At 69.8% G+C, this 23905-nt stretch carries 25 protein-coding genes; 21 read left to right on the top strand and 4 right to left on the bottom strand.

What is annotated here, in order from left to right; all coding sequences use genetic code 11:
• Positions 1–63: 63 nt before the first annotated feature.
• A complete protein-coding gene (locus ACFW2Y_RS14550) occupies positions 64–1656 on the bottom strand; it encodes a hypothetical protein (protein WP_384877907.1) in 1593 nt (530 codons plus the stop codon).
• Positions 1657–1862: 206 nt separating this feature from the next.
• Here ACFW2Y_RS14550 and ACFW2Y_RS14545 point away from each other — a divergent pair, with 206 nt between their 5' ends.
• From ACFW2Y_RS14545 to ACFW2Y_RS14490, 12 genes are all read left to right on the top strand, one after another.
• Positions 1863–2225 (top strand): hypothetical protein, encoded by a 363-nt coding sequence (locus ACFW2Y_RS14545; RefSeq protein WP_384877904.1) that lies wholly within the window; start codon positions 1863–1865, stop codon positions 2223–2225.
• Positions 2215–2631 (top strand): DUF6093 family protein, encoded by a 417-nt coding sequence (locus ACFW2Y_RS14540; RefSeq protein WP_384877901.1) that lies wholly within the window; start codon positions 2215–2217, stop codon positions 2629–2631. Before ACFW2Y_RS14545 ends, ACFW2Y_RS14540 begins: the two co-directional genes overlap by 11 nt.
• Positions 2631–3059 carry an HK97 gp10 family phage protein gene (locus ACFW2Y_RS14535; protein ID WP_384877898.1) on the top strand — a complete coding sequence of 143 codons (429 nt, stop codon included), beginning with the start codon at positions 2631–2633 and terminating at the stop codon, positions 3057–3059. The genes ACFW2Y_RS14540 and ACFW2Y_RS14535 overlap by 1 nt, the downstream gene beginning before the upstream one ends.
• Positions 3056–3481 carry a hypothetical protein gene (locus tag ACFW2Y_RS14530; RefSeq protein ID WP_384877895.1) on the top strand — a complete coding sequence of 142 codons (426 nt, stop codon included), beginning with the start codon at positions 3056–3058 and terminating at the stop codon, positions 3479–3481. The genes ACFW2Y_RS14535 and ACFW2Y_RS14530 overlap by 4 nt, the downstream gene beginning before the upstream one ends.
• A 76-nt stretch (positions 3482–3557) precedes the next feature.
• Complete coding sequence (locus tag ACFW2Y_RS14525) at positions 3558–4064, top strand: hypothetical protein (protein WP_384877892.1); 507 nt, start codon at positions 3558–3560, stop codon at positions 4062–4064.
• Complete coding sequence (locus tag ACFW2Y_RS14520; protein WP_384877889.1) at positions 4064–4588, top strand: hypothetical protein; 525 nt, start codon at positions 4064–4066, stop codon at positions 4586–4588. The genes ACFW2Y_RS14525 and ACFW2Y_RS14520 overlap by 1 nt, the downstream gene beginning before the upstream one ends.
• Positions 4519–4950 (top strand): hypothetical protein, encoded by a 432-nt coding sequence (locus ACFW2Y_RS14515; protein ID WP_384877886.1) that lies wholly within the window; start codon positions 4519–4521, stop codon positions 4948–4950. The genes ACFW2Y_RS14520 and ACFW2Y_RS14515 overlap by 70 nt, the downstream gene beginning before the upstream one ends.
• Before the next feature lie 9 nt (positions 4951–4959).
• Positions 4960–10014 (top strand): phage tail tape measure protein, encoded by a 5055-nt coding sequence (locus ACFW2Y_RS14510; RefSeq protein WP_384877883.1) that lies wholly within the window; start codon positions 4960–4962, stop codon positions 10012–10014.
• Positions 10014–10907 (top strand): phage distal tail protein, encoded by an 894-nt coding sequence (locus tag ACFW2Y_RS14505; RefSeq protein ID WP_384877880.1) that lies wholly within the window; start codon positions 10014–10016, stop codon positions 10905–10907. The genes ACFW2Y_RS14510 and ACFW2Y_RS14505 overlap by 1 nt, the downstream gene beginning before the upstream one ends.
• Positions 10908–10930: 23 nt before the next feature.
• Positions 10931–11863 (top strand): hypothetical protein, encoded by a 933-nt coding sequence (locus ACFW2Y_RS14500; RefSeq protein ID WP_384877877.1) that lies wholly within the window; start codon positions 10931–10933, stop codon positions 11861–11863.
• Positions 11864–12952 (top strand): hypothetical protein, encoded by a 1089-nt coding sequence (locus tag ACFW2Y_RS14495; RefSeq protein ID WP_384877874.1) that lies wholly within the window; start codon positions 11864–11866, stop codon positions 12950–12952.
• Positions 12953–12960: 8 nt separating this feature from the next.
• Positions 12961–15150: a hypothetical protein gene (locus ACFW2Y_RS14490; protein ID WP_384877871.1), complete on the top strand. Its 2190-nt coding sequence runs from the start codon at positions 12961–12963 to the stop codon at positions 15148–15150.
• A 24-nt stretch (positions 15151–15174) separates the two neighbouring features.
• Here ACFW2Y_RS14490 and ACFW2Y_RS14485 read toward each other — a convergent pair whose 3' ends face one another.
• Complete coding sequence (locus ACFW2Y_RS14485) at positions 15175–15660, bottom strand: hypothetical protein (RefSeq protein WP_384877868.1); 486 nt, start codon at positions 15658–15660, stop codon at positions 15175–15177.
• A gap of 503 nt (positions 15661–16163) precedes the next feature.
• Between ACFW2Y_RS14485 and ACFW2Y_RS14480 the strand changes: the two genes are divergently transcribed.
• From ACFW2Y_RS14480 to ACFW2Y_RS14470, 3 genes are read left to right on the top strand one after another with little or no spacing between them, the layout of a single operon-like run.
• Positions 16164–17039: a peptidoglycan-binding protein gene (locus tag ACFW2Y_RS14480; protein ID WP_384877865.1), complete on the top strand. Its 876-nt coding sequence runs from the start codon at positions 16164–16166 to the stop codon at positions 17037–17039.
• Positions 17040–17072: 33 nt separating this feature from the next.
• Positions 17073–17339 (top strand): hypothetical protein, encoded by a 267-nt coding sequence (locus tag ACFW2Y_RS14475; protein WP_384877862.1) that lies wholly within the window; start codon positions 17073–17075, stop codon positions 17337–17339.
• A gap of 17 nt (positions 17340–17356) precedes the next feature.
• Positions 17357–17602, top strand: a complete 246-nt coding sequence (locus tag ACFW2Y_RS14470; RefSeq protein ID WP_384877859.1) for a hypothetical protein — start codon at positions 17357–17359, stop codon at positions 17600–17602.
• Positions 17603–17731: 129 nt separating this feature from the next.
• Here the strand turns inward: ACFW2Y_RS14470 and ACFW2Y_RS14465 are convergent, their stop codons facing one another.
• Positions 17732–18343, bottom strand: a complete 612-nt coding sequence (locus ACFW2Y_RS14465; RefSeq protein ID WP_384877857.1) for a hypothetical protein — start codon at positions 18341–18343, stop codon at positions 17732–17734.
• A 349-nt stretch (positions 18344–18692) separates the two neighbouring features.
• Here ACFW2Y_RS14465 and ACFW2Y_RS14460 point away from each other — a divergent pair, with 349 nt between their 5' ends.
• Together ACFW2Y_RS14460 and ACFW2Y_RS14455 are read left to right on the top strand one after the other, a co-directional pair.
• Complete coding sequence (locus ACFW2Y_RS14460) at positions 18693–19229, top strand: hypothetical protein (protein WP_384877854.1); 537 nt, start codon at positions 18693–18695, stop codon at positions 19227–19229.
• A gap of 86 nt (positions 19230–19315) precedes the next feature.
• Positions 19316–19966 (top strand): hypothetical protein, encoded by a 651-nt coding sequence (locus ACFW2Y_RS14455; RefSeq protein ID WP_384877851.1) that lies wholly within the window; start codon positions 19316–19318, stop codon positions 19964–19966.
• Between the two features lie 3 nt (positions 19967–19969).
• On the opposite strand, the gene ACFW2Y_RS14450 is transcribed toward ACFW2Y_RS14455, so the two are convergent.
• Positions 19970–20278, bottom strand: a complete 309-nt coding sequence (locus ACFW2Y_RS14450; protein ID WP_384877848.1) for a hypothetical protein — start codon at positions 20276–20278, stop codon at positions 19970–19972.
• Positions 20279–20478: 200 nt separating this feature from the next.
• Between ACFW2Y_RS14450 and ACFW2Y_RS14445 the strand changes: the two genes are divergently transcribed.
• The 4 genes from ACFW2Y_RS14445 to ACFW2Y_RS14430 all read left to right on the top strand — a co-directional run bounded on the left by ACFW2Y_RS14445 (position 20479) and on the right by ACFW2Y_RS14430 (position 23903).
• Positions 20479–20874, top strand: coding sequence for a hypothetical protein (locus ACFW2Y_RS14445; protein ID WP_384877845.1), 396 nt, complete (start codon positions 20479–20481; stop codon positions 20872–20874).
• An 81-nt stretch (positions 20875–20955) separates the two neighbouring features.
• Positions 20956–22074, top strand: a complete 1119-nt coding sequence (locus ACFW2Y_RS14440) for a recombinase RecT (protein WP_384877842.1) — start codon at positions 20956–20958, stop codon at positions 22072–22074.
• Between the two features lie 35 nt (positions 22075–22109).
• A complete protein-coding gene (locus ACFW2Y_RS14435) occupies positions 22110–23204 on the top strand; it encodes a PD-(D/E)XK nuclease family protein (RefSeq protein WP_384877839.1) in 1095 nt (364 codons plus the stop codon).
• 87 nt (positions 23205–23291) lie between these two features.
• A complete protein-coding gene (locus tag ACFW2Y_RS14430; RefSeq protein ID WP_384877836.1) occupies positions 23292–23903 on the top strand; it encodes a hypothetical protein in 612 nt (203 codons plus the stop codon).
• Positions 23904–23905: the final 2 nt, after the last annotated feature.

Raw genomic sequence — 23905 nt, 5'->3', positions numbered from 1 at the left:
CAGCGTCATGCGACGGCCCGCCTCACCGGCACCGAGGACATTACGGGCGAACCGCCGCGACGATCACACCCGGAAGGCGGCTGAAGGATCGAGGTCAACCATGGCCAAACGTGTCACCGGATAGGTGCGCATGCCCTGTGGCGCATCCTCGCAGAAATCCCGGAAGGTTCCGTCGAATCCCTCGTCGCTGGCACTGCTGGCGCTGTAGGAATCTAGTGCCAGCAGGGCGTCCCAAACCTTCGACGCCCATGTGGAGCTCTTCATGTCGTCGTCGAGGTCCTCTGCCTTGCTCTTGTCGTAAGTCAGAATGAGATGCTTCAGCCGGTCGCGAACGCGTTCGTTCAGTTCGACGAAGGACATCGGTGCCGGTTCCTCGGCCGGAGGCGTGTAAGCGTCCTCGGCCCGCCCGGCCTTCACCAGCCGTTGCTGCAGTACGGCCACTTGGTGACGCAGGGCGGACAACTCCGACTGGGTTGCGTCGTGGTCGGCGATTTCGTACTCGTAACGGTCGGTCGCCTCGCGCAGCTGCTCATCGAGTGCACGCCTGCTGCGTTCCGCCAGGTCCCGGGCGCTGGCGGCCTCGCTTAGTTCCTCCAGCGCCTTGTCGATTGTCTCGTTCGCCGTGTTCAGCTGGGTGCGCAGGGAGTCGATGGTCTCGTTTCCCAGGGGCTCAGCGGTCTGGGACCGCGCCGCGCGCAGATCCTTGAGAACCTCCTCGATCCCTGGAAACGCGGCCTCGGCTAGCAGAGTCGGCTGCGGTGTCGTGACGGCATGTTGGCGCGGGTACCTGGAGATCCGGATGTCTGCGTTACGGAACTTCGGATCGCTGAGCCGCCGGTACGTCAGCAAGCGGTGCCGACGGCCATCTTCAGCCGAGCCTAGGGTCACATCCGGAAGGTAGGTACGTATCTGACCGGAGAACACGTCGTGTCTGTCTCCAGCTGCTTCCCGGAAGACAGGGATGGCCTCTCGCTCCAGCCGGAACACCGAGGCGATTCCAAAGAGATTCCTAACGACCCCGGTAAGCAGCCTTTCCCAGGTCGGATCGTCGTTCGACGGCTCCGCCGCGAGGATCAACGGCAGCCCTCGCTCAGGATCGGTGAGGGCTGACACGAGCAAGCCAACCGAGTCGGCGCCGATTGAGTGAGGTGCAGTGGAGAGACGGATCGCCCCATCCGTCACGGTGAACTGATCGAGAAGTTCCCGCACGAGCCGAGGCGGGATCGGCGTGAACTGCCGTTTGCCCGGACTGGGGTAGTGCTCCAGGTCGACTCCTACGTACGCCGCACCCGACTCTTGGTCGAGAGCGGACGTGAGGGTCGTCTGCCAGGTGCCCTCATGCTTGTCCTCCTTGTTCTCGCGCAGGCGGAGCCGAAGTGCGGTCTGATGGCCCTCTGTGTCATAGGAGTCGGTTACGGTGAGGGTGTAGGTGTCTGTGAGCCGGTGGACGCCAGACGAGAGCTGAGTTGCGAGCCCTTTGCTTTCCAGCCAGGACGTGAAGCACGAGCGAGCCCCGGCAAACATCCGTTCCTGCTCGTTCTCGGGGACCGGCAACACCGACCGGTAGACGAGCGGGTTCTCAGCGCGCGGCTCGTCTCGGACGAACCTGGCCTTTCCCCATGTCGGAGGCGGCGACGCAGGCTTGCGGCTGGGCATCGCCAACGGAGTGGGTCTCAAGCTGACCTCCTGCTTGATCGACGCGTTGGAGGGATGCTCCGCGCACCAGCACCGCAAGGTCCCCCCGACCGTTACGTCCTGACTCCGATCCCCCTGACCGAAGTCGCGAAGTGACTGCTGAGGCTAAGGAATCGTGGCAGCAGCCGAGGACATGAGGGTACCCAGACAGGGCTTAGGCTCCGCCGGTGATGACACCGATTCGATTCCGGATGACCTTCGACGGCCGCGCGTATGCCGTCAGCGTCGACGGGGTTGACCTGAGCAAGCAGGTCTCTGCTGTCCACGTACATGCCGACTCCAGCGACCTGCCGCGTGTTGTGCTGCATCTCCGGCCGACCGCCGCATGGCCGGCGGTCGTGGACACCCTCGCCAGGGTTGAGGTGGGTGTGCCGCCGGACCCCGGCCCGGCCGCCGCCGCGTTCCTGGAGGCGATGGACCCGGTGGAGGTGGAGCGGGCGGCGCTCGCGCGGATGGATCTGGAGAACGTGCCGGGCGGGGGGACTGCGGCGGTGCTGCGGCAGTTGGTGGAGTGGGCCCGTGGCGCTTGATCTGTCAGGGGTGCGGCGGGTCGTGGAGGGGATGCTCGACGACGAGGTGCGGCTGTGGCGGGACGTGGACGGAGTATCTGGCGACGTACTGGACGAAGAGACAGGAGAGCTGAGACCCGGTGGCGGGGCAGCGGTTCCGCTGTGGGAGGGGGCAGGGGCGATCGTTCGGCCCGGACAGCTGCTGCCCGTACCCCCGCTCGACGGGGCCGCGGCCTCGCTGCCCGCTCCGACCGCGTATCAGGCGCTGCTGCCGTTGTCCGCGCCAGCGGTGCTGGCCGACGACGTGCTGAGCGTCACCCGGTCCGTGCGCGACGAACACCTCGTCGGCCGCCGGTTCCGGGTGGCTGAGGCCGCGGTCGGGACGTACGCGGTTGTGCGCGTCGTGCGCTTGGAGGTGATCGAGTGATGGTGGCGAATCCGCACTCGAACGCCCATCCCGACGCGACCGCGTTCTGGGACCCGATCGAGCTGGCGGCGGCGCTGGCGGGGCTCGGGCCGGCGGTGCGGGCGCGGACGCGGGCGATCACGCGGCACCACGCGATGCTGTTGCGGGTCCGGATTCAGAAGAACGCCTCCGGGCGGCCGGGGCCGAATGTGATCACGGGGCAGTACCGGGCGTCGTGGGACGTGAGGGTGACCACGGCCGGCGGCCGGGTGAGCGCCGTGGTGTTCACGGAGGCGCCGCAATCCCGGCGGCTCGAGTACGGGTTCGTTGGTGTCGACCGGTTGGGGCGGCAGTACCGGCAGCCGCCGTACTCGCACATCGAGCCCGCTTACCGGCAGACCGAGCCCGGGTTCCTGGAGGCCCTGCGCACACGGGTGCTGCCGCGGTGAGCCCGCCTCGGCTGCCGTTGACGAGGGCGCTCGTCGGCGTGCTCGCGGCTGGGACCGGCCGACCGTGCGGGCTCGGGGTGTTGCCGAGGGCGGCGGACGGGCAGCCTGCTGGCTTCCCGTACCTCATCCTGGACAGCCTGCCGGGCGAGTTCTCCGGTCCGTCGTTCGCCGACTGGCAGGCCGATGCGACCTGGACGTACCAGGTGACCAGCGTGGGGGAGAGGGCCGACCAGACGCAGTGGCTTGGGGATCGGGTGCGGGTGGTGGTCGCCGAGCGGCTGCGGGGCCTGGTCGTACCCGGAATGCGGCTGATCGACCGGGAGATGACGTACGACGCCGACGGGGAACCGGTTGACGGTTCGCAGGGCAGTATCGTTACCTACGTGCAGCGGTTCACGGTCACCGTGACGCCCGCCGCCTGATCGAAGAAACCTCACCGCGGAGCCACGCGGACGCCCGGCCCACGAGCCCGGCGCAGCACCCTTCTGGGAGTGCCCCGTGGCTCAGCAGCGCTTCATGCGGCGCGGCATCACCAAGATCCTTTGGCTGAAGAACGTCGCCGCCGCGACCAAGATCCCCACCCGCCCCGAGCTGTCCGCGCCGAACGCGACCGAGCTCACCGAGGCGATCAGCGACGTCGACGGCTGGTCGCTGACGAACGAGGCAATCGAGACGCCGGACATGGCCTCGACGTTCTCGTCCTCGATCCCCGGCAACGACAAGGCCGACAACTCCTCGATCACCTTCTACGAGGACCAGCTCAACGACGCCGTCGAGACGCTGCTGCCCAAGGGCGCGACCGGCTTCGTCGTCTTTCTGCGGAAGGGCGACATCCCCGGCTCGAAGTCGATGGACACCTTCCCCGTCCAGGTGGCGTCGCGCACCGCGCAGTACAACGCGGGGAACGAGGCCGCCAAGTTCCAGGCCACCTTCTCCATCGCCTCCCCGCCGGCACTCGACGCCGCCGTCCCGGCCGCATCCGCCGGCTCGACGGGAGGCAGCTGATGGCGGGCAAGAGCACGTGGGAAGAGAAGATGGAGCGCCTGCGTCGCCGCTCCCTGCCCGAACGCGTCCTACGGATTTGCGACGTCCCCGCCCTGCGCACCGAGCACGACGAGGCCCGGCGGGCCGCCGACCGCGCCCGGCTGCTCGCCGAGAGCGACGCGGACAACGGGGTCTTCGCCGAGCGGGCGGCGGAAGCCGCCCGGCGATACGAGGCCGCGGCCAAGGCCCTGCGCCAGGCGTCCGTCCACCTCACGTTCCGTGCCCTGCCCCGCCCCGTCCTCGAGGAGCTCATCCACGCGCACCCGCCGACCGACGAGCAGGCCGCCGACGGCGCGGCCTTCAATCCCGACACCTTCCCCGCCGCGCTGATCGCCGCCTCCAGCACGGACGGCATGACAGAGGCCGAGGCCCGCGAGCTGCTGGACGCCTGGTCGGCGCCGGACGCGAACGCCCTGTGGGAGGCGGCCTGGGAGGTGCAGCAGGAGGGCCGGACCGACAAGGCAGCCGACCTGGGAAAAGGCTGACGGCCGACCCGCGGCTGCGGGCCGAGCTGGAGCTGTGCGAGCGGTACGGCATCCCGCACTCGCGGCTCCTCGGCGGGGACGGCCGCTGGACCGACCTGGACCGGGCGAAGGCCCTGGCCTGGTGGCACTGGCAGCGCACGCTGTGCCCCGACTGCCGTACGCGCACGGAGGAGTGGGATCCGGCCAAGGGCGGTCACCAGCACGCGTACGTCACCGACACCGTGCGCTGCCCGGGCTGCGAGCTGATCGCCCAGGAACGCGACCAGGTCCCCGAGGGCCGCGCCGGCTACGGCGTCAAGATCACCCTCCTCCCGCGCGCGGCGTACGAGGCGCTGCACCGCGACGCCGCCGAGGCGGGGTGACCCGGCCGGATGGCGACGTACAACCTCACCGTCCAGCTGACGGCACGGGCCAACAGCCTGATCTCCGGGCTGCGCTCGGCCGCCGACGCTGCCCGCGACCTGGGCACCCGTACCCGCGAGCTCGACCGTCGGCTCGCCACGCTCGACGCCGCCAGCCGGCGTGCCGCCCGACAGTTCGACGCCCTCGGCGTCCGCGCGCGGGACACCGCAGCCCGCCTCGGCACGCTCGGCGCCCGCGGCGGCCAGACCGGCGACCGCCTGCGCCGCGCGGGCGGCGACGCTGGCGTACTGGAACGCTCTCTCAAGGGTGCCGGCAGGCAGGCGGGCGCGCTCACGCGACTCCTCGCCGGAGGCGCCCTCGTCCTCGGTACGGGGCAGCTCATCGAGGAGGGCAACCGCTACCAGCGGCAGATGAACCTCTTCCAGGCGGTCACCGGAGCCACCGCCGGGCAGATGCGCCGCGCCGCCTGGATGGCCAACCAGCTCGGTGAGGACCTCACCCTTCCCGCCACCACCGCGGCCGACGCCACCGAGGCGATGGTCGAGCTGGCGAAGGCCGGTTTCCGTACCGACCAGGCCATCACCGCGACCCGCGCCTCCCTCCAGCTCGCCTCCGCCGCCGGGGTCAACGCGGCCGACTCGGCGCGCTATCTCGGCGACATCATGGACCAGTTCGGGCTCGGCGCCGACCAGGCCGCCCGCGCCTCCGACATCCTCGCCGCCACCGCGAACAACGCCTCCGGCGGCATCATCGACATCTACTACGCGATGCGGTACGCCGGACCGGTCGCCGCCGGCCTCGGCGTCAGCATGGAGGACGCGGCCGCCGCGGTCGGCATGCTCGGCAAGGCCGGCATCCTCGGCCAGACCGCCGGAACGGCGCTGCGCGGCATGATGGCCAACCTCGCCGCGCCCACGGCGGAGATGCGCGACGGCCTGAAGGACCTCGGCATCGAGGCGTGGGACGCGCAGGGCCGGTTCAGGGGCCTGCGGTACGTCATCGGCGAGCTGAGCCGCGCCCAGCACGAGATGACCCAGCAGGACTTCACGGCCGCCGTGAAGAAGTCGATGGGCAAGCCCGCCATGTCCGGCGCCATCGCGCTCGCGCACCAGGGCATCACGTCCTTCGACGCGCTCAGCCTCGCCGTACGGGAGACCGGTGCCGCCGCGCAGATCACCGCCGCCCGCGGCCAGGGCCTCGCGGGCGCTATGACGCTACTGCGGAAGCAGACCCGGCAGACCGGGCTCGCGCTGTACGACGCGATGGCGCCGGGCCTGGAGTACGTGACCCGGCTCATGACCCGAGGGATGTCCGGCGCCACGCCGCATCTTGTCGCCGCGATCGAGTACGGGCGTGACCTCGCGACCCTGTACGGCCCCGAGCTCAGGCAACGGGCCCAGGAGGGTCTCGGTGGCCTGATCGACGAGGCGGAGCAGCTCCTCGGACCGCTGAAGGCTCTGGGTGAAGAAGCCCTCGCCGACGGGCTGCACGTCCTCATCAACGCCGGCAAGGCCCTGATGACGGTGCTGGACAACCTGGCGGACGGGGTGAGCCCCATCAGCGGAGCGCTTGCCGAGCTGGCTGACGGGTCGGAGGGCGCCGCCGGCTCCCTCGACATTGTCGTGATGGTGCTGGACGCCGCGGCTTCGGCGGTCGCGTACCTCTCCGGCGTCCTGGTTCCGATCGGGACGATCATCGGCGACCTGGTCTCTGGGTTCGGCTCCCTGCCCGGCCCTGTCCAGACGGCGATCCTCGCCATGCTGCTGGCCCGCCGCGTCGGTCCGGTGATGTCCAACCTGGCCTCCACTGTCCGTGGCCGGGTGACGGGGGCGTTCCAGTCCCTCAACCAGCAGATGGCCGTGCAGCGCGCTCTGGCCACGGCCTCGGGGCAGTCGGTGACGCGTTACGGGGCGGCCTTCGCGGTCCTGCAGACCCGGGTCCCCGTCATCGGCGCGATGACGGCCTCGTTCCGCTCCGCCTCCACGGCCGGATCCGGTTTCCGGGGCACGCTCAGCGGCATCACCCGGGCCGCCGGCACCGGCCTGACCAGCGCGATGCGTGGTCTGGTCGGAGTCATGGGAGGCCCATGGGGGCTGGCCCTGACCGGTGTCACTGTCGGCCTCGGCCTTCTCGCCGACCAGCAGCGGAAGGCCGCCGAGAGGGCGGCCGCGCACGAACAGCGGATCAGCGACCTGACCGAGGCACTGCTCGCCTCCAACGGCGCCATCGACGCGAACGTCCGAGCCCAGGCCGCGAAGGTCCTTATGGACACGAGGACGGCCGACGGAAGCCAGCGCTTGGTCGAGGTCATGAAGAACGCGGGCGTCTCGCTGTCCGAGCTCACGGACGCCTACCTCGGGCAGGGCCTGACCCTGGAGGACCTCCAGGGTCACCTGCGAGCGGTCGCCGAAGCACACGACGACGTGTGGCAGACCAACGAGTTCGGCGATACCTGGCAGGGCTACGACGTCCTGGGCCGTAAGGCGCAGGACGCCGCCGACGGCCTGGACGGTGTCAAGGGCGAGATGGACGAGTCCGTCCGGCGCGCCAAGGACCTCGCCGAAGCCCAGCGGGGCACCGGGCAGGGCCTCACCGCGTACGACCGGCTCAAGACCGCCGTAGGCGCCCTCGCCGACCGGACCGCCGACGCCGACACCCGTACCCGCGCGCTCAAGGACGCCCTCGACCTGCTTTCCGGCGGCAGCATCTCCCTCCAGGCCGCCGAGGCCCGCGTGAACAACGCCGTCCTCGACCTGAACGAGGCGCTGGGCAGCGGGATCGACAAGGCCGACGGCTTCGGCAAGGCCCTGCTCAACAACAACGGGACGATCAACACCACGACCCGCAACGGTCAGCGGCTCTACCAGTCCCTCACCTCCCTGAGCGACGCCGCCGCCGACGCCTCCGTGTCCGCGTACGCCCTCGCCCAGCGAAACGGCGCGACGCTGCCCGAATCCCTGGCTGCCGCCCGCGCCCAGATGGACAAGGCCCGCACCGCCGCGATCAACGCCGCCCGGGGGTACGGGCTGCTGCCCGAGCAGGCCGAGCGGGTGGCCGACAGCCTCGGCCTGCTGCCGTCGAAGGTGTCGCTGCTCCTGGAGACCGAAGGCATGGACTCCACGCTCGCCGATCTCCTCGCCGTACAGGCCGAGTTCGACCGGCTGCCGAAGGCGACCACGATCCGAGTCGACTCGCTCAGCGAGGACGCCCAGAAGAAGCTGAAGGACCTCGGCTTCGCCGTGAAGACCGTCCCCGGCACACGGGAGATCACCATCACGGCCCCGACGAAGGGCGCGCGCGGCGCCCTGAAGGTGCTCACCGACCAGCTCGGCGCGGTCCCCGGCAGCAAGAACATCAAGGTCAGCGCCGCCACTCAGGGCGCTCTCGCCTCCCTCCAGGAGATGCGGGAGAAGCTGCGCACCACCCCGAACGCGAAGACCGTCACGATCAGCGCGCCGACCGCCGCCGCCCGCCAGGCCCTTGAGGACCTCGGATTCCGGCTCCGTACGCTGCCCGACGGCCAGGCCGAGGTCACCGTACCGACGGGGTCCGCCCTCTCCTCCGTCGGCACCATTCAGAGCGCGATCGACAACATCGCCGGCCGGAGCGTCGGTGTCGGCGTCTTCCTCAAGGCCACCGCCTGGGACCAGGACGCCAACGGCATCCCCGACGCCATCCAGGCCCGCGCGGCCGGCGCCGTCGTCGACTACTTCGCGGACGGTGGCGTACGACGCGAGAGCCACGTCGCACAGATCGCCCCGGCAGGGTCCTGGCGGGTGTGGGCGGAGCCCGAGACCGGCGGCGAGGCGTACGTACCGCTCGCCACCGGCAAGCGCCCCCGCAGCAAGGCGATCGTCGAGGAGGTCGTCCGGCGCTTCGGCGGCGACGTCACCTGGTACGCGGGCGGTGGCCTGTCTGGTTGGTCCTACAGCCCCACCAGCAACCCGAACGAGCTCTTCTCCGTCTCGACGCTCCGGTCCGACTCCATGCGCACCGTGAAGAGGAAGGGCAAGGAGGTCGAGGTCTTCGACCTCTCGAAGTTCGAGAAGAACCTCGACAAGGCGGTACGCCGTACTGAGCGCTGGCGCGGCGACCTCGTGACCGTCGCCCGGCGCGCCGGCCAGGACGTGGCCGACGCGCTCGCCGCGATGGGCGAGGACGGCGTCGAGCTCACCCACAAGATGGCGACCGGCTCGTCGAAGTACCTCAAGGAGATGGCCTCCGACCTCCAGCGGCTCGGCCTGGTCGCGAAGGCGACCCTCGGTGACTTCACCACCCAGCTCCGGCAGGCCGTGAAGGACCAGAGCGCCTTCGAACAGAACCTGGCCAAGCTCGCCGCCCTCGGCTACGGCGATCTCGCCGCGCGCCTCGCCGAACAGGGCGACGAGGCGGCGGAGCAGCTGGCCGCCGAGGCCGTGAAGAACCCGAGCAAGGCGCGGCAGGCCAACGACACGGCGAAGGCCGCCGCCCGAACCCTCGCGGCCGAGGACCTCGCCGACCTGCTGACCGTCATCAGCGCGATCCGTACGAGCACCACCGGCATCCACGCTGTCGCGGCCACGACCGGCCTGGAGGAGGACCGGATCGTCGAGGTCGGCAACGTCGGCCAGTCCCGGATCCGCGCCGCGCTCGCCGCCCGCGCGAACAGGTTCCTCACCGACCTCGCGAAGGCCAACAAGGGCCTGGCGTACGCGAACGGCGGCGTCTGGGAGCCCGGCGTCTACTCCTCGCCCACCGGGCTGATCAAGTTCGCGGAGGCGAGCACCGGCGGGGAGGCGTTCATCCCGCTCGCACCGGCCAAGCGCGCCGCCGCGACGACCGTCCTCGCCGACGTGGCCCAGCGCTTCGGCCTCCAGCTCGGCGCCCCGGCGGCCGCCCCCGCTCCGGTCCACACCGTCGACGCCCGCCCGGCCGGATCGGTCCAGGTCGTCGTCGTACGCGAACGCCAGCCGCTCATCGGCACCATGCCGGTCACCGTCACCTCGGCCCAGGCCACCCCGCAGCAGATCGGTGCCGAGGTCATGCGCCGCCTGCGCAACGCCCAGCGAGGAGGTCGCGTCTGATGCCCGAACTCGCCGACTGGCAGATCGATATCGCCGGTGTCCTGCTCGGCCCCGGTACGGACATCCCGGTCGCGGAGGTCGAGGGGCTCGGCGTCCCGGACCTGCGTACACAGGATGTGGACAACCCGGCCGGAGACGGCGCCTTCCCGGGCGTCGACCTCTACGGGTCGCGCACCGTCCGCATCGAGGCCGGCATCCGCACAGCCGGCGACCCGGCCCGTGCCCTTGACCTGCTCGCACGCCTCCACCGCGCCGCCGACGACCCGGCGGTCCGTACAGACTCCGGCGCGCAGACGGTACTGCGACTGCGCTGGCCCGGCCGTACGACGCGCCGCCTGTACGGGCGGCTGCGCCGCGTCGAGGCCACCAGCACGGCGAGCACGCTGCACGGCTGGATCCCGCTCGACATCGAGTTCGCGGCGCTCGACCCGCGCTTCCACGCCGACGACGTCTCCGCGCTCACCCTCGCCCTGTCCGCCGACGGCCTCGGCGGCTTCCGCGCCCCGCTGGTCGCCCCGCTCACGACCGGCGTTGCTATCCCCGACGAGCGGCGCGGCTGGGTCCACAACGAAGGCGACCTTCCGGCGTGGCCGTCCCTGCGGATCACCGGCCCGTGCACCAACCCGCGTATCCGGCACGTGGAGTCCGGACGGGTCATCGAGCTGTCTGTGACCCTGCGGAGCGGCGAGCACATCGACATCGAGACCCGGCCCGGCACCCGCTGGGTGCTCCGCAACGGCACCGGCAACCTCGCCCCCGCCCTCTCCCCGGCCTCCCGCCTGGACACCTTTACCATCCCGCCCGGCCGTAGCGAGCTGTGGTGGACCGCCCGCGACCACACCAACGCCACCCGCCTGGCCGTGACCTGGCGCGCGGCCTACGCCGCCCTCTGACGTTCAAGGAGCCCTGAAGAGACGTGACGCTGATCAATCCGCCGCTGCTCACCCACGGCGGCACCCACGCCGCCCGCGCCTTCCGCATGATGGTCCGCGACCTCGCCCGCGGCTCGCAGGGCGTGACCGAGGGCGACGACCTCAGGGTGCGCCAGCTGGCCACGCCCGGCGCCGGGGTGCGGGTCGGGGACGGCTCCGCCGTCGTCCGGGGCGCCACCTGGGGCCAGGGCTCGTACACCCAGTACAACGTTGGCGACGCCGTCGTCCCCGTCGCCCCGACCGGCGCGAGCCCGCGCTCCGACCTCGTCGTCCTGCGCATTGAGGACCCGGAGTACGAGGGCACACGCAATCCGGAGACCGACCAGATCGGCTACTTCCACGTGGTCAGCAACGTGCCGGCCACGTCCACGGTCGCACCGCCCGGCATGACGGCGGTCCCGCTCGCCCGCCTGGACATCCCGGCGAACACCGCCGTCATCACGGACGCGATGGTCAAGGACGTACGCCGGATCGCCAACCCGCGTCGCGAGCGGACCCTGTACACGGCCTCGCCGTCCGGCGACCAGAACTGGCCCGGAAACCCGGCGGGGTCGTTTGTGGCGTGGCCACCTGTGGCGCGGTGGAGCATTCCCGTACCGACCTGGGCGGCGACCGTCCGTGTCGTGATGAACATCGCCGGTGCACAGGTCCTCACGGGCGGGATCTGGGCGCACTCGGCGTGGAAGCTGGGTACGGTCCAGGGCCAGTCCGTCACCGCCGACACCGGGAAGACCGACGGCTCCGAGCGCATTCACCTCATCTCCGCCGACACACGGGCCCTCCCCGCGACCATGCGCGGCACCACCCAGCAGCTCACGGCGCTGATCGCCCTGGACTCCGACAACGCGGGCGTCCTCCAGGCCGACGTCGCCACGACGGCCATCGCCGACGTGGAGTTCGAGGAGGGCGTGCTGTAGATGCCCACGTACCGCTTCCGCAGCTGGCACGCCCTCACGGGCGAGCTCCTCGCCACCGATCTGCCTCTGTCCGACGTCGAGTTCGGCCTCGCCCTCAACGCTGCGGGCGACTTCTCCGGCACCCTCGCGCCACGCTTCGCCCACCTTCTCCCCGCCCAGCTCGACCCGGGCAACACGCTGCTGACCGCCGAGCGGGACGGCACCCTGCTGTGGGGCGGCATCGTCTGGCGCGCCCAGCCGGAAGGCCCCGCCTACCCCATCGAGGCAGCGGGCTGGGGCAGCTACCTCCACCGCCGCCACGACGTCCACGGCAACCTGGGCGGGCGCGGCCCGTACACGTATGCCGACCCCTGCCGAGTCATCCGTGACGCCTGGGCGTACGCGCAGTCCCAGCCCGACGGCGACCTCCGCGTCGTCGTCGACCCCACCACCAGCAGGGCCACGGCCGGTACCCCGGCGGACCCGTACCGCACCGACTGGTGGGAGGCACCCGTCCTCGGCGAGGTCGTCGACGACATGACGCAGGTCGCGGGCGGTCCGGAGTGGACGGAGACCACCGAGCCGGGACCCGGCCGTCCGGCTGGACGAATCCGCCTCGGCTGGCCGCGGCTCGGCACCCGGCGCACGGACATCTCGTTCGCCTCTGGCACCAACGTCGCTACGACGGTCCCCGTCGCGTACGACGCTGACGCGTACGCCCAGGTCGTCATCGCCTTCGGCGCGGGGGAAGGGCGTGGCCGCCGCCGCGCCATCGACGCCGTACGGGACGGCCGGCTCCGCCTGGAGCAGGTCCTCGACGTACCGGCGGAGAAGGCGAACGATCGGCTCGCCGCCCGCGCTCGCGCCGAGCGCACCACTCGCCAGGTGCTCGGCGAGGTCACGGAGATCGAGGTCATCGACCACCCGGCCGCCCCGATCGGCTCCTGGCAGATCGGCGACGACGTCCGTGTCACCCTCCACGACCAATGGAGCGAGTTCGACGGCTGGTGCCGCATCACCGGCTGGACCCTGCGCCCACCCCACGGCGACGCCCCCGAGCGCGTAACCCTGACTCTGGCCCGTGTCGACCGCTTCACGTACGGGAGCTGATCCCCACCATGTCCAACGACCTGGCGCGCCTGGCTGCCCGCATCGCCGCCCTTGAGCGCCGCCTCGCTCAGCAGAACCGCACGTCCCGCCTCGCGTACTCCTCGATCGAGAACGGGGCGCTCGACGTGTACGACGATGACGGTTCCCTGCGCGCCGTCATCGGCCAGCAGCCCGACGGCACCACCGCCGTTAACGTCGTTAACGGTCCACCCCCGCCCCAGCCGACCGCCCCGGTGTTGGCTCCGGCGATCGGCGGCATCGCCGTGACCTGGAACGGCACCTTCACCGACGCCGCTACCCCGCCCCTCGACTGGGCCCGCGTCGAGGTCCACACCTCCACCGAAGCCGACTTCACCCCGGGTGCGCCAACCCTGCGCGGCACTCTGGAGTCCCCGCAGGGCGGCACCTTGATCGTCACCGCGACCGCGCCCGTGTACGTACGCCTCCTCGCCCGCAACACCTCCGGCGCCGCCTCCGTCCCCTCGCCGACCGCCGGGCCGCGCGCGCCCGGGACTGTCGGCGCCGACGATCTGGAGATCGGCGCGAACGGCAACCTGGTGCCCGACCCCAGCTTCGAGACCGGCGTTGTCGCCGGGCAGCTCGCCGGCCAGAACCTGATCGCCGTCGAGGCGGGCGGCAACGACTCGGCACACGCCCTGCGGATCGACAACGCCGCCTCCGGCTCCTCCCGCTCCCTCTACTACGACCGATTTCCGGTCACCCCCGGGGACCGGTTCTGGCTCGCCGCCGACTACAAGGTCTCCGCGGACTACGCGGGGAACGGCGTCCTGCTTGCTCTGCGCTGGTACGACGCGAACGGCACGTGGCTCAGCTCCGGCGTCATCTCAACCACCGCCCCGACGCCGAACGACACCTGGCGCCGCCTTACGGGCCCACTCCTTCAGGCCCCACCCTCCGCCGCGTACGGACAGGTCCGCCTCCAGGCCACGGCCGGCACCGCGGGCAAGGTCTGGTTCGACAACATCGAGTGCCGCCCCGTCCTCAGCACTGCTCGGAACGGGGCCCGCTCGGAGGTCTCCCCGCTGGGTCTGCGCCTGTACGACGAGGACGGCGACGAAGCTGTCTCCCTGATCACGGGCGCCCCCAACTACCTCACCCTCCGCACGGACGGCACCCCGGTCGCCACCATTGACCAGTCCGGCAACGCCGCCTTCGCGGACCTCGCCGTCGCGGGACGCCTCACCATCGCTGGAGATCCGATCGAGTCGTACCTGGCCGGCTTCGCCCGCGGCCTGGTCGCCGTCGACTACCAGGCCAGCGCTGTGTCCGCCAGCACCACCGACTACGGCTTCGTCGAGCTGTCCTTCGACGCGGACACCAGTCGCATGTACCGCGTCGTCGTGGACTGCTACGCCGACCCCTCCGTGGCCGGGGGCGAACTCGTCCTCGTGCTGAGGGACGGCGGCGCCAACGCCCCGACGATTTCCTCGACGCAGATTCAGTCCGGCATCTACCCGATGGCCGGCGCCGGCTACCACCGGGTCCACCTGGAGACCATCCGCAGCGGCTGGTCCTTCGGCGCCGGCCTGCACCGTCTGCTGACCACTTTCCGCGTCCAGTACGGCCCGTCCGGCCAGACCGTCCGCCTGCTCGGTGGCGGTAACTACCCGGGCCTCATGTACATCGAGGACGTCGGCCCGTACATCCCGGAGACCGGCCAGTACAACACTGGCGGCGGCACAGCCACCCCGCCCAAGAAGACCTACACCAAGACCTACGCGGCCTCCTGGTCCGGCTCGTACGCCAACCGGGGCGCGTACAACTCATACTACGGAAACCAGTGCCTCCAGGGCTACTACAGCTCGACGAACGGCATGCAGGCGGCGTTGATCGGCTTCCCTTCGTCCCTCGCCACGGACCTCTCCGGCGCCGTGATCCAGAAGGCGGAGATCTACCTGTACTTCGAGCACTGGTACTACAACAGCGGCGGCAGGGCAGTCATCAAGGCCCACAAGCACGCCTCCCGCCCCTCGACCTTCAGCTCCGACGGCGAGGCCCAGACGATCACCTGGGGCAAGAACGTCGGCAAGTGGGTCGACATCACCGCGGTCTTCGACTCGACGAGCTGGCGCGGCATCGCCCTCGACCCGAACAACTCGGACAGGACGTACTACGGGCGAGCCCAGGGCGTCGGCCAGACGTACCCGCCCAAGCTGCGGGTTACCTATACGAAATAACGACGCCGTGCAGCGCCTCTCCGTTCAGGTCCATGCCGCACGGGCTCGAACTTGCCAACTGCGGTTCACATACCCGCGGCTCTCTTGAGAGTGTTGGCGACCGCCTTGTTCTCGTTGCGTCTTGAGACGGACGAGCTGTCCGTCAAGCTCACAGGTGATCGGAAGCATGCGTCGGGAGAACTTCCAGAGCTCGCGATCCTCGGTAACCAAGTCGTATCCCAAGTCCATGGCTGTGCCAAGAATCAGCATGTCATTGAAGCTGTTCCGGAAGTCACCCTTGAGGTTGCTTCCTTCGGTTCGTGAATAGGCGAAAAGGAGGTCAACGCCCTTCTGTGCCTTCTTGCTGTCGAGGGAAACGCAACGGATGTCCTGCTCGAGAATGAATGCAAACGACTTGCGCAGGGCTCGCTGTTCCTGACGTGGCAGATGTGATACGCGACGGGCGTAGATGTCTTCTCGCTGGTTCCGGATGAGCCATCCCATCATGATGTGCCCGTACTCTACGACCAACGGATACTCCTGTCCGAAGTCACATATCAGTCGATCGGTCACTCGTCGGCGAGTGCGCTGGGGACGCTTCTCACAGTCGGATCGGGCGGCCTGCATCCCAATGACCTCAATTGGGGAAGGTGCTGAAAGGTAGTAGCGGATCGCGTCTGGAGCGCTCCCCCTGACGCGCAGTACTTCATGAGCCGTTACTGACGAGATTGTGGCTCCTTCAACCGAGCGGGGAGACACGCCGTGGGGCCACCGTCGCTTCATGGCGTATGAGAGAATTTGAGTGTCGATCAGCTCATGCCCTGTAGAGGTCATCGGTTCCCCCTGGTCCGCCTTGTCGCTGCTTCATGCCGGCATCACCCGCTGAAAGCAATGATATGCGTGAAGTGGGCAGCATGTATGGTGGATTACGATGACCCTCCATCTGCGGAACGTTCCGCAATACGCGAGGGACCGCCGAGTGGCTCCTTGGCGGCGTTTAAGCATGCGGAGGCGCGGGGGAGAAGGCGCCAAACGTGGCACAGTCCCTGTCCGCAGAGCAGTTCCTCGCCGTCCTGAAACAGTCCGGCGTCCGCGTCGTCGAGCATGGCAGCTGGCGCACCCACAACCGCAACCACAAGGGCGCCTGGGGCCCGGTCCACGGCGTCATGGTCCACCACACCGGCCCATACTCCACCGAGGCCGGCATGGTGGAACTCTGCCGCACCGGCTACACCTCGCTCCCGGGCCCGCTTTGCCACGGGGTGATCGACCGCTCCGGCACCGTGCACCTCGTCGGCTACGGGCGCGCCAACCACGCCGGAGCAGGCGACGGCGACGTCCTGAAGGCGGTCATCGCGGAGAAGCCGCTGCCGCCAGACAACGAGGCCGACACCGACGGCAACGCCCACTTCTACGGCTTCGAGTGCATCAACACCGGCGACGGCCAGCCGTGGCCGCAGGCCCAGCTCGACGCCATGCACAAGGTCAGCGCCGCGCTGTGCCGGGCCCACGGCTGGACCGAGCGCTCGGTCATCGCCCACAAGGAGTGGCAGCCTGGCAAGCCGGACCCCGCTGGCATCGCGATGGACGACTTCCGCACCGCCGTGGCCAAGCTCCTCGACAGCAAGCCGGCGAGCCCGAAGCCTGCGGACGACGAGCCCGACCTCGCTCTGTTCCCCGGCGCCGACTTCTTCCGTACCGGTCGACGCTCGGCCCTGATTACCGCGATGGGCAAGCGCCTCGTCGCCGAGGGCTGCGGCCGGTACTCCAAGGGGCCCGGTCCGCGCTGGACCGAGGCCGACCGCCGCTCGTACGCCGCCTGGCAGCGCAAGCTCGGCTACTCCGGGGACGACGCCGACGGCACTCCGGGCCCGACGAGCTGGGCCAAGCTCCGCGTCCCCAGGCCCTGACCAGTCCCCTCGAACGAGAGGTTCCACGACACCATGGCCACCACCAGCACCCCCAAGCTCCTCGCCGACATCGCCGAGCGCGCCGTCCTCACGTACGTCGAGGCGTTCCTCGGCCTCCTCCTCGCTTCCGGCACGACCAACCTCGTCACCCTGTCCGCACTCGAGTCGGCGGCCATCGCCGCGATCCCGGCCGGTCTCGCAGTCGTGAAGGGCGCCATCGGCTCTCTGCTCGGCCGCGTCGGGACCGCCTCGTGGCTCCTCGCCAAGAGTGACCCGGCAGCCGTGTCCACCATCAACTGACAGCAGGAGATGTAGCCGTGCCCGACGGAGAGATCGCCCTGGAGCTCGCCGAACTCCGCCGCGCCCTCGAAGTCGGGCTGGCACGCATCGACGGCCAACTCGCCCTCCTGGTCCAGCGCTCCGACCAGATCGACAAGGCCGTCGAGGAGCTCGACACCCGCGTCACCGCTCTCGAACGATCCCGCTGGCCGCTCCCCGCTATCGGTACGCTCACCGGCCTCGCGGCGCTCGGCATGGCCAGCTGGTCCGCGTTGGGCCGCTGACCAGAGATCGGCCCGAGCGGAAGTGATAGTCGATCGGACACGAGGTCTCTAGGCGCGGTGAGCGATCAAGGCGTCCGATGCGAAGATGAGTGCCAGGCGTTCCAGGGCGGCTTGGCCGCGGGGAGTGTTTCAACACTGTGCCTGGAATGCGGCGATTTCAGACTTTAGCGTTCGCCACGCGGCCCGTTGCCGCTGCTCTGTCTCGCCGAGGTCTGCCATATTCCGTAGGCGCGAGATCTGCGCATCTATGCGCAGGGCGCGAAATCCGTCCTGCGGCCTGAGCTGGTCTAGGCGGCGAACCGCCTCAGCGATCCGCGGCGGGTTGGGCATCGTGCCCCATGCTGAAACATGTGCTGGCGCCACGTCTGGGTTGAGTAGCACGTCACCGGTGTCCATGCGGATTACTTGACCCCAATGCTCCACGGCAATGGGTTGGTCGCTCACGTACCAGGTCGCCGCGTCACCGCCTGCCGCCTCCACCGCTTCCCGGTTGCTGCACAACTCGCTCCACAGAGGCCAGTAGAGCGCAGACGCTATCGGGGCGACGGAGATCCTGATGATGACTCGATTCGTGTCTCGCAACCCGGTGGCTTCAGGGGAGCTGTCTGTGAGCCACACGTGCTTGCGGCGGCCGTACATGTGGTCTGCTGCCTGGGAAGTAGGCGCGATGAAGCCAGACTTGCGGATCTCGTCCCAGCATGGGGCGCTGGTGTAGTGGAAGAGGCTGTTCGAAGTCGTCACCCTCCCAGTGTGAAGGGGGCCTCAGGGCTCCCGACACAGGAAGCTCGCGAGGGGGAGCTTCATCCTGTTTGGGAGAGCTATGGCTCTACGTAGCGGAACAACTTGCCGCAGATTGAGCGTAGGCAAATCGCGCGGGCAGGCCGCGCGAAAGCGGGTCAGCAGGGCCAAACTCAAGCCTGCCGTTCGCGAGGTGAGGCAGCGCCCCGGGCAGAGTGCGAGTCAGATCCCGGGGCGCCATTCCACAAAGGAAAGAGGAGCTCAGCCTAGAGTGCGGCGCCACGTCGGACAAGAAGGTCCCGGCTTGGCATCGCCCGCGGCTGATGTCAGTGGAGCCGGATAGCTTCCGCCCATGGCGAACGCGTACACCACCCTGTGGACCAATGACCTGTGCAGGGAACTCATCAAGGGCGGCTTCGAGGGGGAGCGGCTGACGGTGCTGTTCGGTGGCCTGCATCAATCGTTGCCCAGCTTCGTGCGCGCCGGCGTTCGGCCGGGCGACCGCGTGTACCCCATACGCGTCTTCCGCAAGCAGATGTGGGTGCTCGGGTCCATGGAGGTCGCCCGCCTGTTGGAGTACGAGACCGTCGGTGACGACCTGGACATGGAGGACTACCTCCGGCTGGTTCACTGGAAGCCGCTCAAGGCGGGCTGCGTCAGCGAGGTCCTGGTCGGTCCGCCTGGGACACCGCTGGACTTCGGCACAGCTGTCCCCGGCGATGTCCTCTCCACGCTCACGTACCGGTCACGGCGCAGCGAGCGGCAGATCAAGCACGTCGTCGACGGCGAGCTGAGAAGCGCGGTGAGCGTGCACGGGATCTACCGACTTGCCCCGGAGTCTGCCGAGGCCCTGGAGGCGCTCGTCGTGGGCCAGCCCGACCCCTCGTAGTTCCCTCCGAGATCGGCCCTGTCCGCTGGGCAACTATGCTTGATGGATCAAGTTCGTTATATCTGCGCAGGCACGGAGGCGTCGTCGTGGCGAAGAAGCGGTTCCCCTATCTCCTGGGGCACGCGGAGATCGCGTTTCTCTACGGAGTGGAGCGGCAGACCTCGCAGCTCTGGAAGACGCGCGGCGTGCTGGGCGAGCCGGACGCGGTCATCTCCGGCAACCCGTACTGGCTGCTGCCCACGGTCCTCGGGCTCTCCGAGGACGGCAGCCGGGAGGTGGACGCCCAGCGGCTGAAGGAGTACAAGGCCCAGATCGCCAGCGGCTACCAGGTCGACAATCCTGCCGACCTGCCGGACGTCGTCGGCCTGAAGGAGATCCCCTGGATCTTCGGCAAGAAGTACATGGACGTCTACCAGTGGCGGGTCCGTAAGAGCTTCGCTCCCGAGGACGCCTTGGTCTCGGGGTCGCCACTCTGGCTGCTGGAGACCGTCCTCGCGGACGCGGAGGACCGCGGGCGGGCGACCGTTCAGGAGGGGATCGACCGGATCCGGGCGGGAGAGCGGGAGCAGATCAAGCCCCGCGGGCGGAAGCCGTCGGCGGAGCCGAAGCCGACGCCTCCGCCGATGCCGGAGGCGCGCACGTTCACGCCGGGGGAGCACACCGCCGAGGACGTGGCCGCGTTCGCGGCCGAGCTGCTGGAGGCCGGCTTCTCCCTGACCGTACGGCCCAAGCGGTAGGCGTCAGCCCGAGGCCATGGCCAGGCCCATCAGCAACGCGAGCATCAGCGGGAGCGTGGTCACGGCGAGGGCCGCGCCGGCGGCCAGTAGGCGCGGGATCCGCATGGACCTGCGGTGGGGCAGAACCCATGAGGTGGCCAGCAGGATCGTGGCCATGACGAGCATGGTCTCGAAGCCGCTGGTGTAGCCGTCGGTCCAGAAGAGGGCGAACTCCCCGACCAGAAGCGGGAGTCCCGGCAGGGTCGCGACGAGGGGCGCCTTCCACCAGGTCGGATGGGCGGTCAGGGGCGCGCTGCTGCTGTGCGTGCTCATGTCTTCCACCTCATCACCGCTGTCCGCCGCGGACATCCGAGGGCGTACTCAACCTGTTCTGGTGTCGCTACTCACCCCGTGCGTCACGCCGTCACGAGGTCGATCGTGCCGACCCGGACGCGCACTCCTTGATCCTTACCTCTAGGGTTGGGGTCGACATGTGTTCAGACGATGCATTGTCGCAAATGGGGGTGAGGCGCGTGTACCAGCAGCCCGAGTTGCCGTTCGGGATAGCTCGGCGTGGCTCCGATTCGGAGGATCGGCCGCGCGGCGGCTCCGCGATCGATGAGCGGTTCGATGACTTTCATGCCTCGAATCCGTGGGTTCTTGAGGCGCTTGAGGAACTCGCGATTCAGTGGATCGGGGCCGGCGGCGGGCGTATCGGTGTGAAGGCGCTGTTCGAGCAACTTCGGTGGTCGTCGCCGGAAGTCGCGGATGGTGAGCCGTTCCGGCTGAACAACAACTTCACGTCGCGCTATGCGCGGCTGTTGTGTGCGCGGCATCCGGAGTGGGTGGGCGTGTTCCAGCTGCGCAGCCTGCGTACGGGCGATGGTGAACGATATTCAGAACTTGACGGTCGCGATCAAGTGAAATAGATTTTGATTAACTTCAATTGATCGTGACATATGTTGCGACAGTTGAGGGTCATCGGAGGGAATTTAGTGCTTGGAGGGGATGTGGCCGATGCTCCGGTCACCTGGCTCGCGATCCGCGAGGACCAGAAGGCGTTCGAGGACCAGCAGTTGCGCGCGCTGCGCGCGGCGTTCCCGGATCTGGCCGAGGCCAGTCCGGCGCAGCTGGGGATCTTCTTCCACTACTGCAAGGCGTCCGGGCTCGACCCGTTCGGCCGGCAGATCTACATGATCAAGCGCAAGTCGCGCGGCGAGATTCGCTGGACCATCCAGACCGGCATCGACGGCTACCGGCTGATCGCGCGCCGCGCCGCCGACCGGGCCGCGCAGCCCATCGCGTACGAGGACTTCGTCTGGTACGACGCCGAGGGCGGCGAGCACGCGGTGTGGCTGCGGGACGAGCCGCCGGCCGCGTGCCGGGTCGTCGTCTGGCGCGGCGACGCTCGCTTCCCTGCCGTGGCGCACTGGCGGGAGTACGCGCCGAAGGTGTGGGACTACGAGGCCCAGGAGTACAAGCTCGGCGGGCTGTGGCCGCAGATGCCCGCCAGCCAGCTGAGCAAGGTCGCGGAGGCGCTCGCCCTGCGCCGGGCCTGCCCCGCGGACCTGTCCGGACTCCACGTCGACGAGGAGATGCACGCGGCCGACGCGGCGGAGTCCCGTGAGCGCGTCGAGACCGCCGTCACCCGGCTGACGAACGGGGCGGCGGCACAGCCGGAACGGCCCCAGCAGGCGGGCACGGGGGCGACCGGCGACGTGGCCGACGCGGAGGTCCTCGGCGAAGGCACCGCTGAGGACTCGATCGATGCCGCCCCAGCGGAGGGGAGCGGGGCGCCGCCCGTCGATCCGCGCGCCGAACTCGACACCGTACGCGCCGAAGTGCAGCGGTTGGCCAGCCGGCTCGGCATGGGGTTCGACGCCGTCAACGACCGGTGCTTCGACGACTTCGGCGTCTCCTACCAGGACGCCACCGCCGAGCAGCTCAGGACCCTCCGCGACGCGCTCAGGTCCGGCGACGGTACTCCCGCCCCGGCCAGCACCGAAGCCCCGGCCAAGAAGGCGGCGCCGCGCAAGGCCGCCGCGAAGAAGACCACGGCGCGCAAGACCACCGCCGCGAAACCGGCACCTCGCAAGTCCGCCCGGAGCAAGGCCGACTCGGCCCCGTAGGGCCTCCCGGCCTTCCAACAGAGTGCGAGAACAACATGACCACCGACAGCATCACGGGGCGCGTCGGCGTCCCCGTACCCGACCTCTGGAAGGGCGCGCACCGTGACGACCGCGCCCGTCCGCGCTCGCGGCAGCGCCTTCTCGGCCCCTCATCGATCGGGCTGTGTCGGTGTCGGGCCGCGTACGAGGTCCACGGCACCTGGCCGACGGACCTCGCCGACAACATGCACGCCGCCATCCTCGGCACCTGGCTGCACGAGGGCATCCTCCGCGTCCTGCGTGAGCAGTACGGCGCCTGGACCGAGCTGGAACTGACCGACGGCGTGATCCTCGGACACGCCGACGCCTACTGGGCGCCGGACCACGTGAAGCTCGCGGCCGAGCCGCACCGCACCGCGAGGCCGGCCACCGACGTGGGCGTCGTCGAGGACGTGAAGACCAAGAGCACCCGCGCCCTCGACGTCGTCGTACGCCAAGGACCCAGCCAGGCCGAGTGGTTCCAGGTGCACCTGTACGCGCACCTGCTGCGCACCGGCGGGCTCAAGGAGCACCCCGATCTGCCCGCCGGCGAGCCGCTGCCGGTCGACGTCGTACGGCTCCGGTACGTGGGGCGCGAGTACGGGCAGGTCGTCGTCCAGCAGCGGGCGTACGACGAGGACGTCACGAAGCAGGCCCTGGCGTGGGCCGAGGACGTCCTGGCAAGCGCCGAGCCCGAGGCCATGCCGCGCGACCTCGACGGCCCCGGGCTCTCGATCATCTGCGACAACTGCCCGTTCAAGACGGCCTGCTGGAGCCTCGACCGGCTCTCCGACGACCGCGCCCCGCAGACCATCCTCGCCGAGGACTCCGCGGCCATCACCGAGGCGCTGAGTGCCTACGCGGACGCCGCGGAGGTGGAGAGTGCCGCGAAGAAGCGCAAGGCCAAGGCGCGCAAGACGCTGGACGCCGCCGATCCCGGCACGTACGGCGCCTTCAAGCTCTCCTGGTCCGGCGACAAGCCGCGCCCGCCCGAGCCCGACCCCGAGGCGATGACCCGGATTCTCGAGGGACTCGGCGTCGACATCCCGATGCGCTCCGGCGGGCGGACCTCGCGCACCATCGGCGTCTCCCGCGTCCCCGAGGCGGACTGACCCGGCCACCTGCCGAGGGCCATCAGCCCGCTGGTGGCTCCGGCCCGACGTACCTGCTCACCCGGACACACCCATGGAGGGGGAACCGTGTTCACACCCATGCCCCGCGAGTGCCTCGCGGACATCCCGGCCCACGCGTACGGCGATCGCGTCGCCCTGCCCGACATCACCAACCAGGAGGCGTCCAGCGCGGCCCTGCTCGGCGCCTGGGCGCGTATCGAGGAGGCGCTGCACGCGATTGCGGGCTTCACGACCGACGACACCATCGACACCGACGTCATCGCGTTGCTGCTCCACCTCGTGGCCATTCTGGACGGGCCGGTGGAGATCACCGGCCCGGACGAGCCACCCCGCCCGCTGACCGCGGACGCCGTCAGGCAGCGGCTGATCGACACGCTCACCACCGACTGGCCGCGCATGGCGTACGCGGATCACGCCGCCGACGTCGCCGACTCCGTCATGAAGGTCATCCTGCCCATCGGCGCCCAGCTGCGGGATGAGACGACCGGCTGGCAGACCAAGGCCGCCCACGCCATCGCCGACCGCGACCGCGCTCGATCGCTCGCCGCCGCCCTGGAGCAGATCAACGCCGAGGCCACCCGCCTCCTGTGCGACGGACTGGCAGGACAGGCCCTGTCCGTTCTGGAAGGTGATGGCGGGCCGTTCACTCCGCCCAGCGGCACCTGGGACGAGGAGTGAGC

This window comes from Streptomyces sp. NPDC058877, assembly GCF_042742855.1.
In the GTDB taxonomy this organism is placed as follows: Bacteria; Actinomycetota; Actinomycetes; order Streptomycetales; family Streptomycetaceae; genus Streptomyces.
Note: the sequence above shows the minus strand (reverse complement) of the source record. Positions and strands in the feature narration are given on the sequence as shown.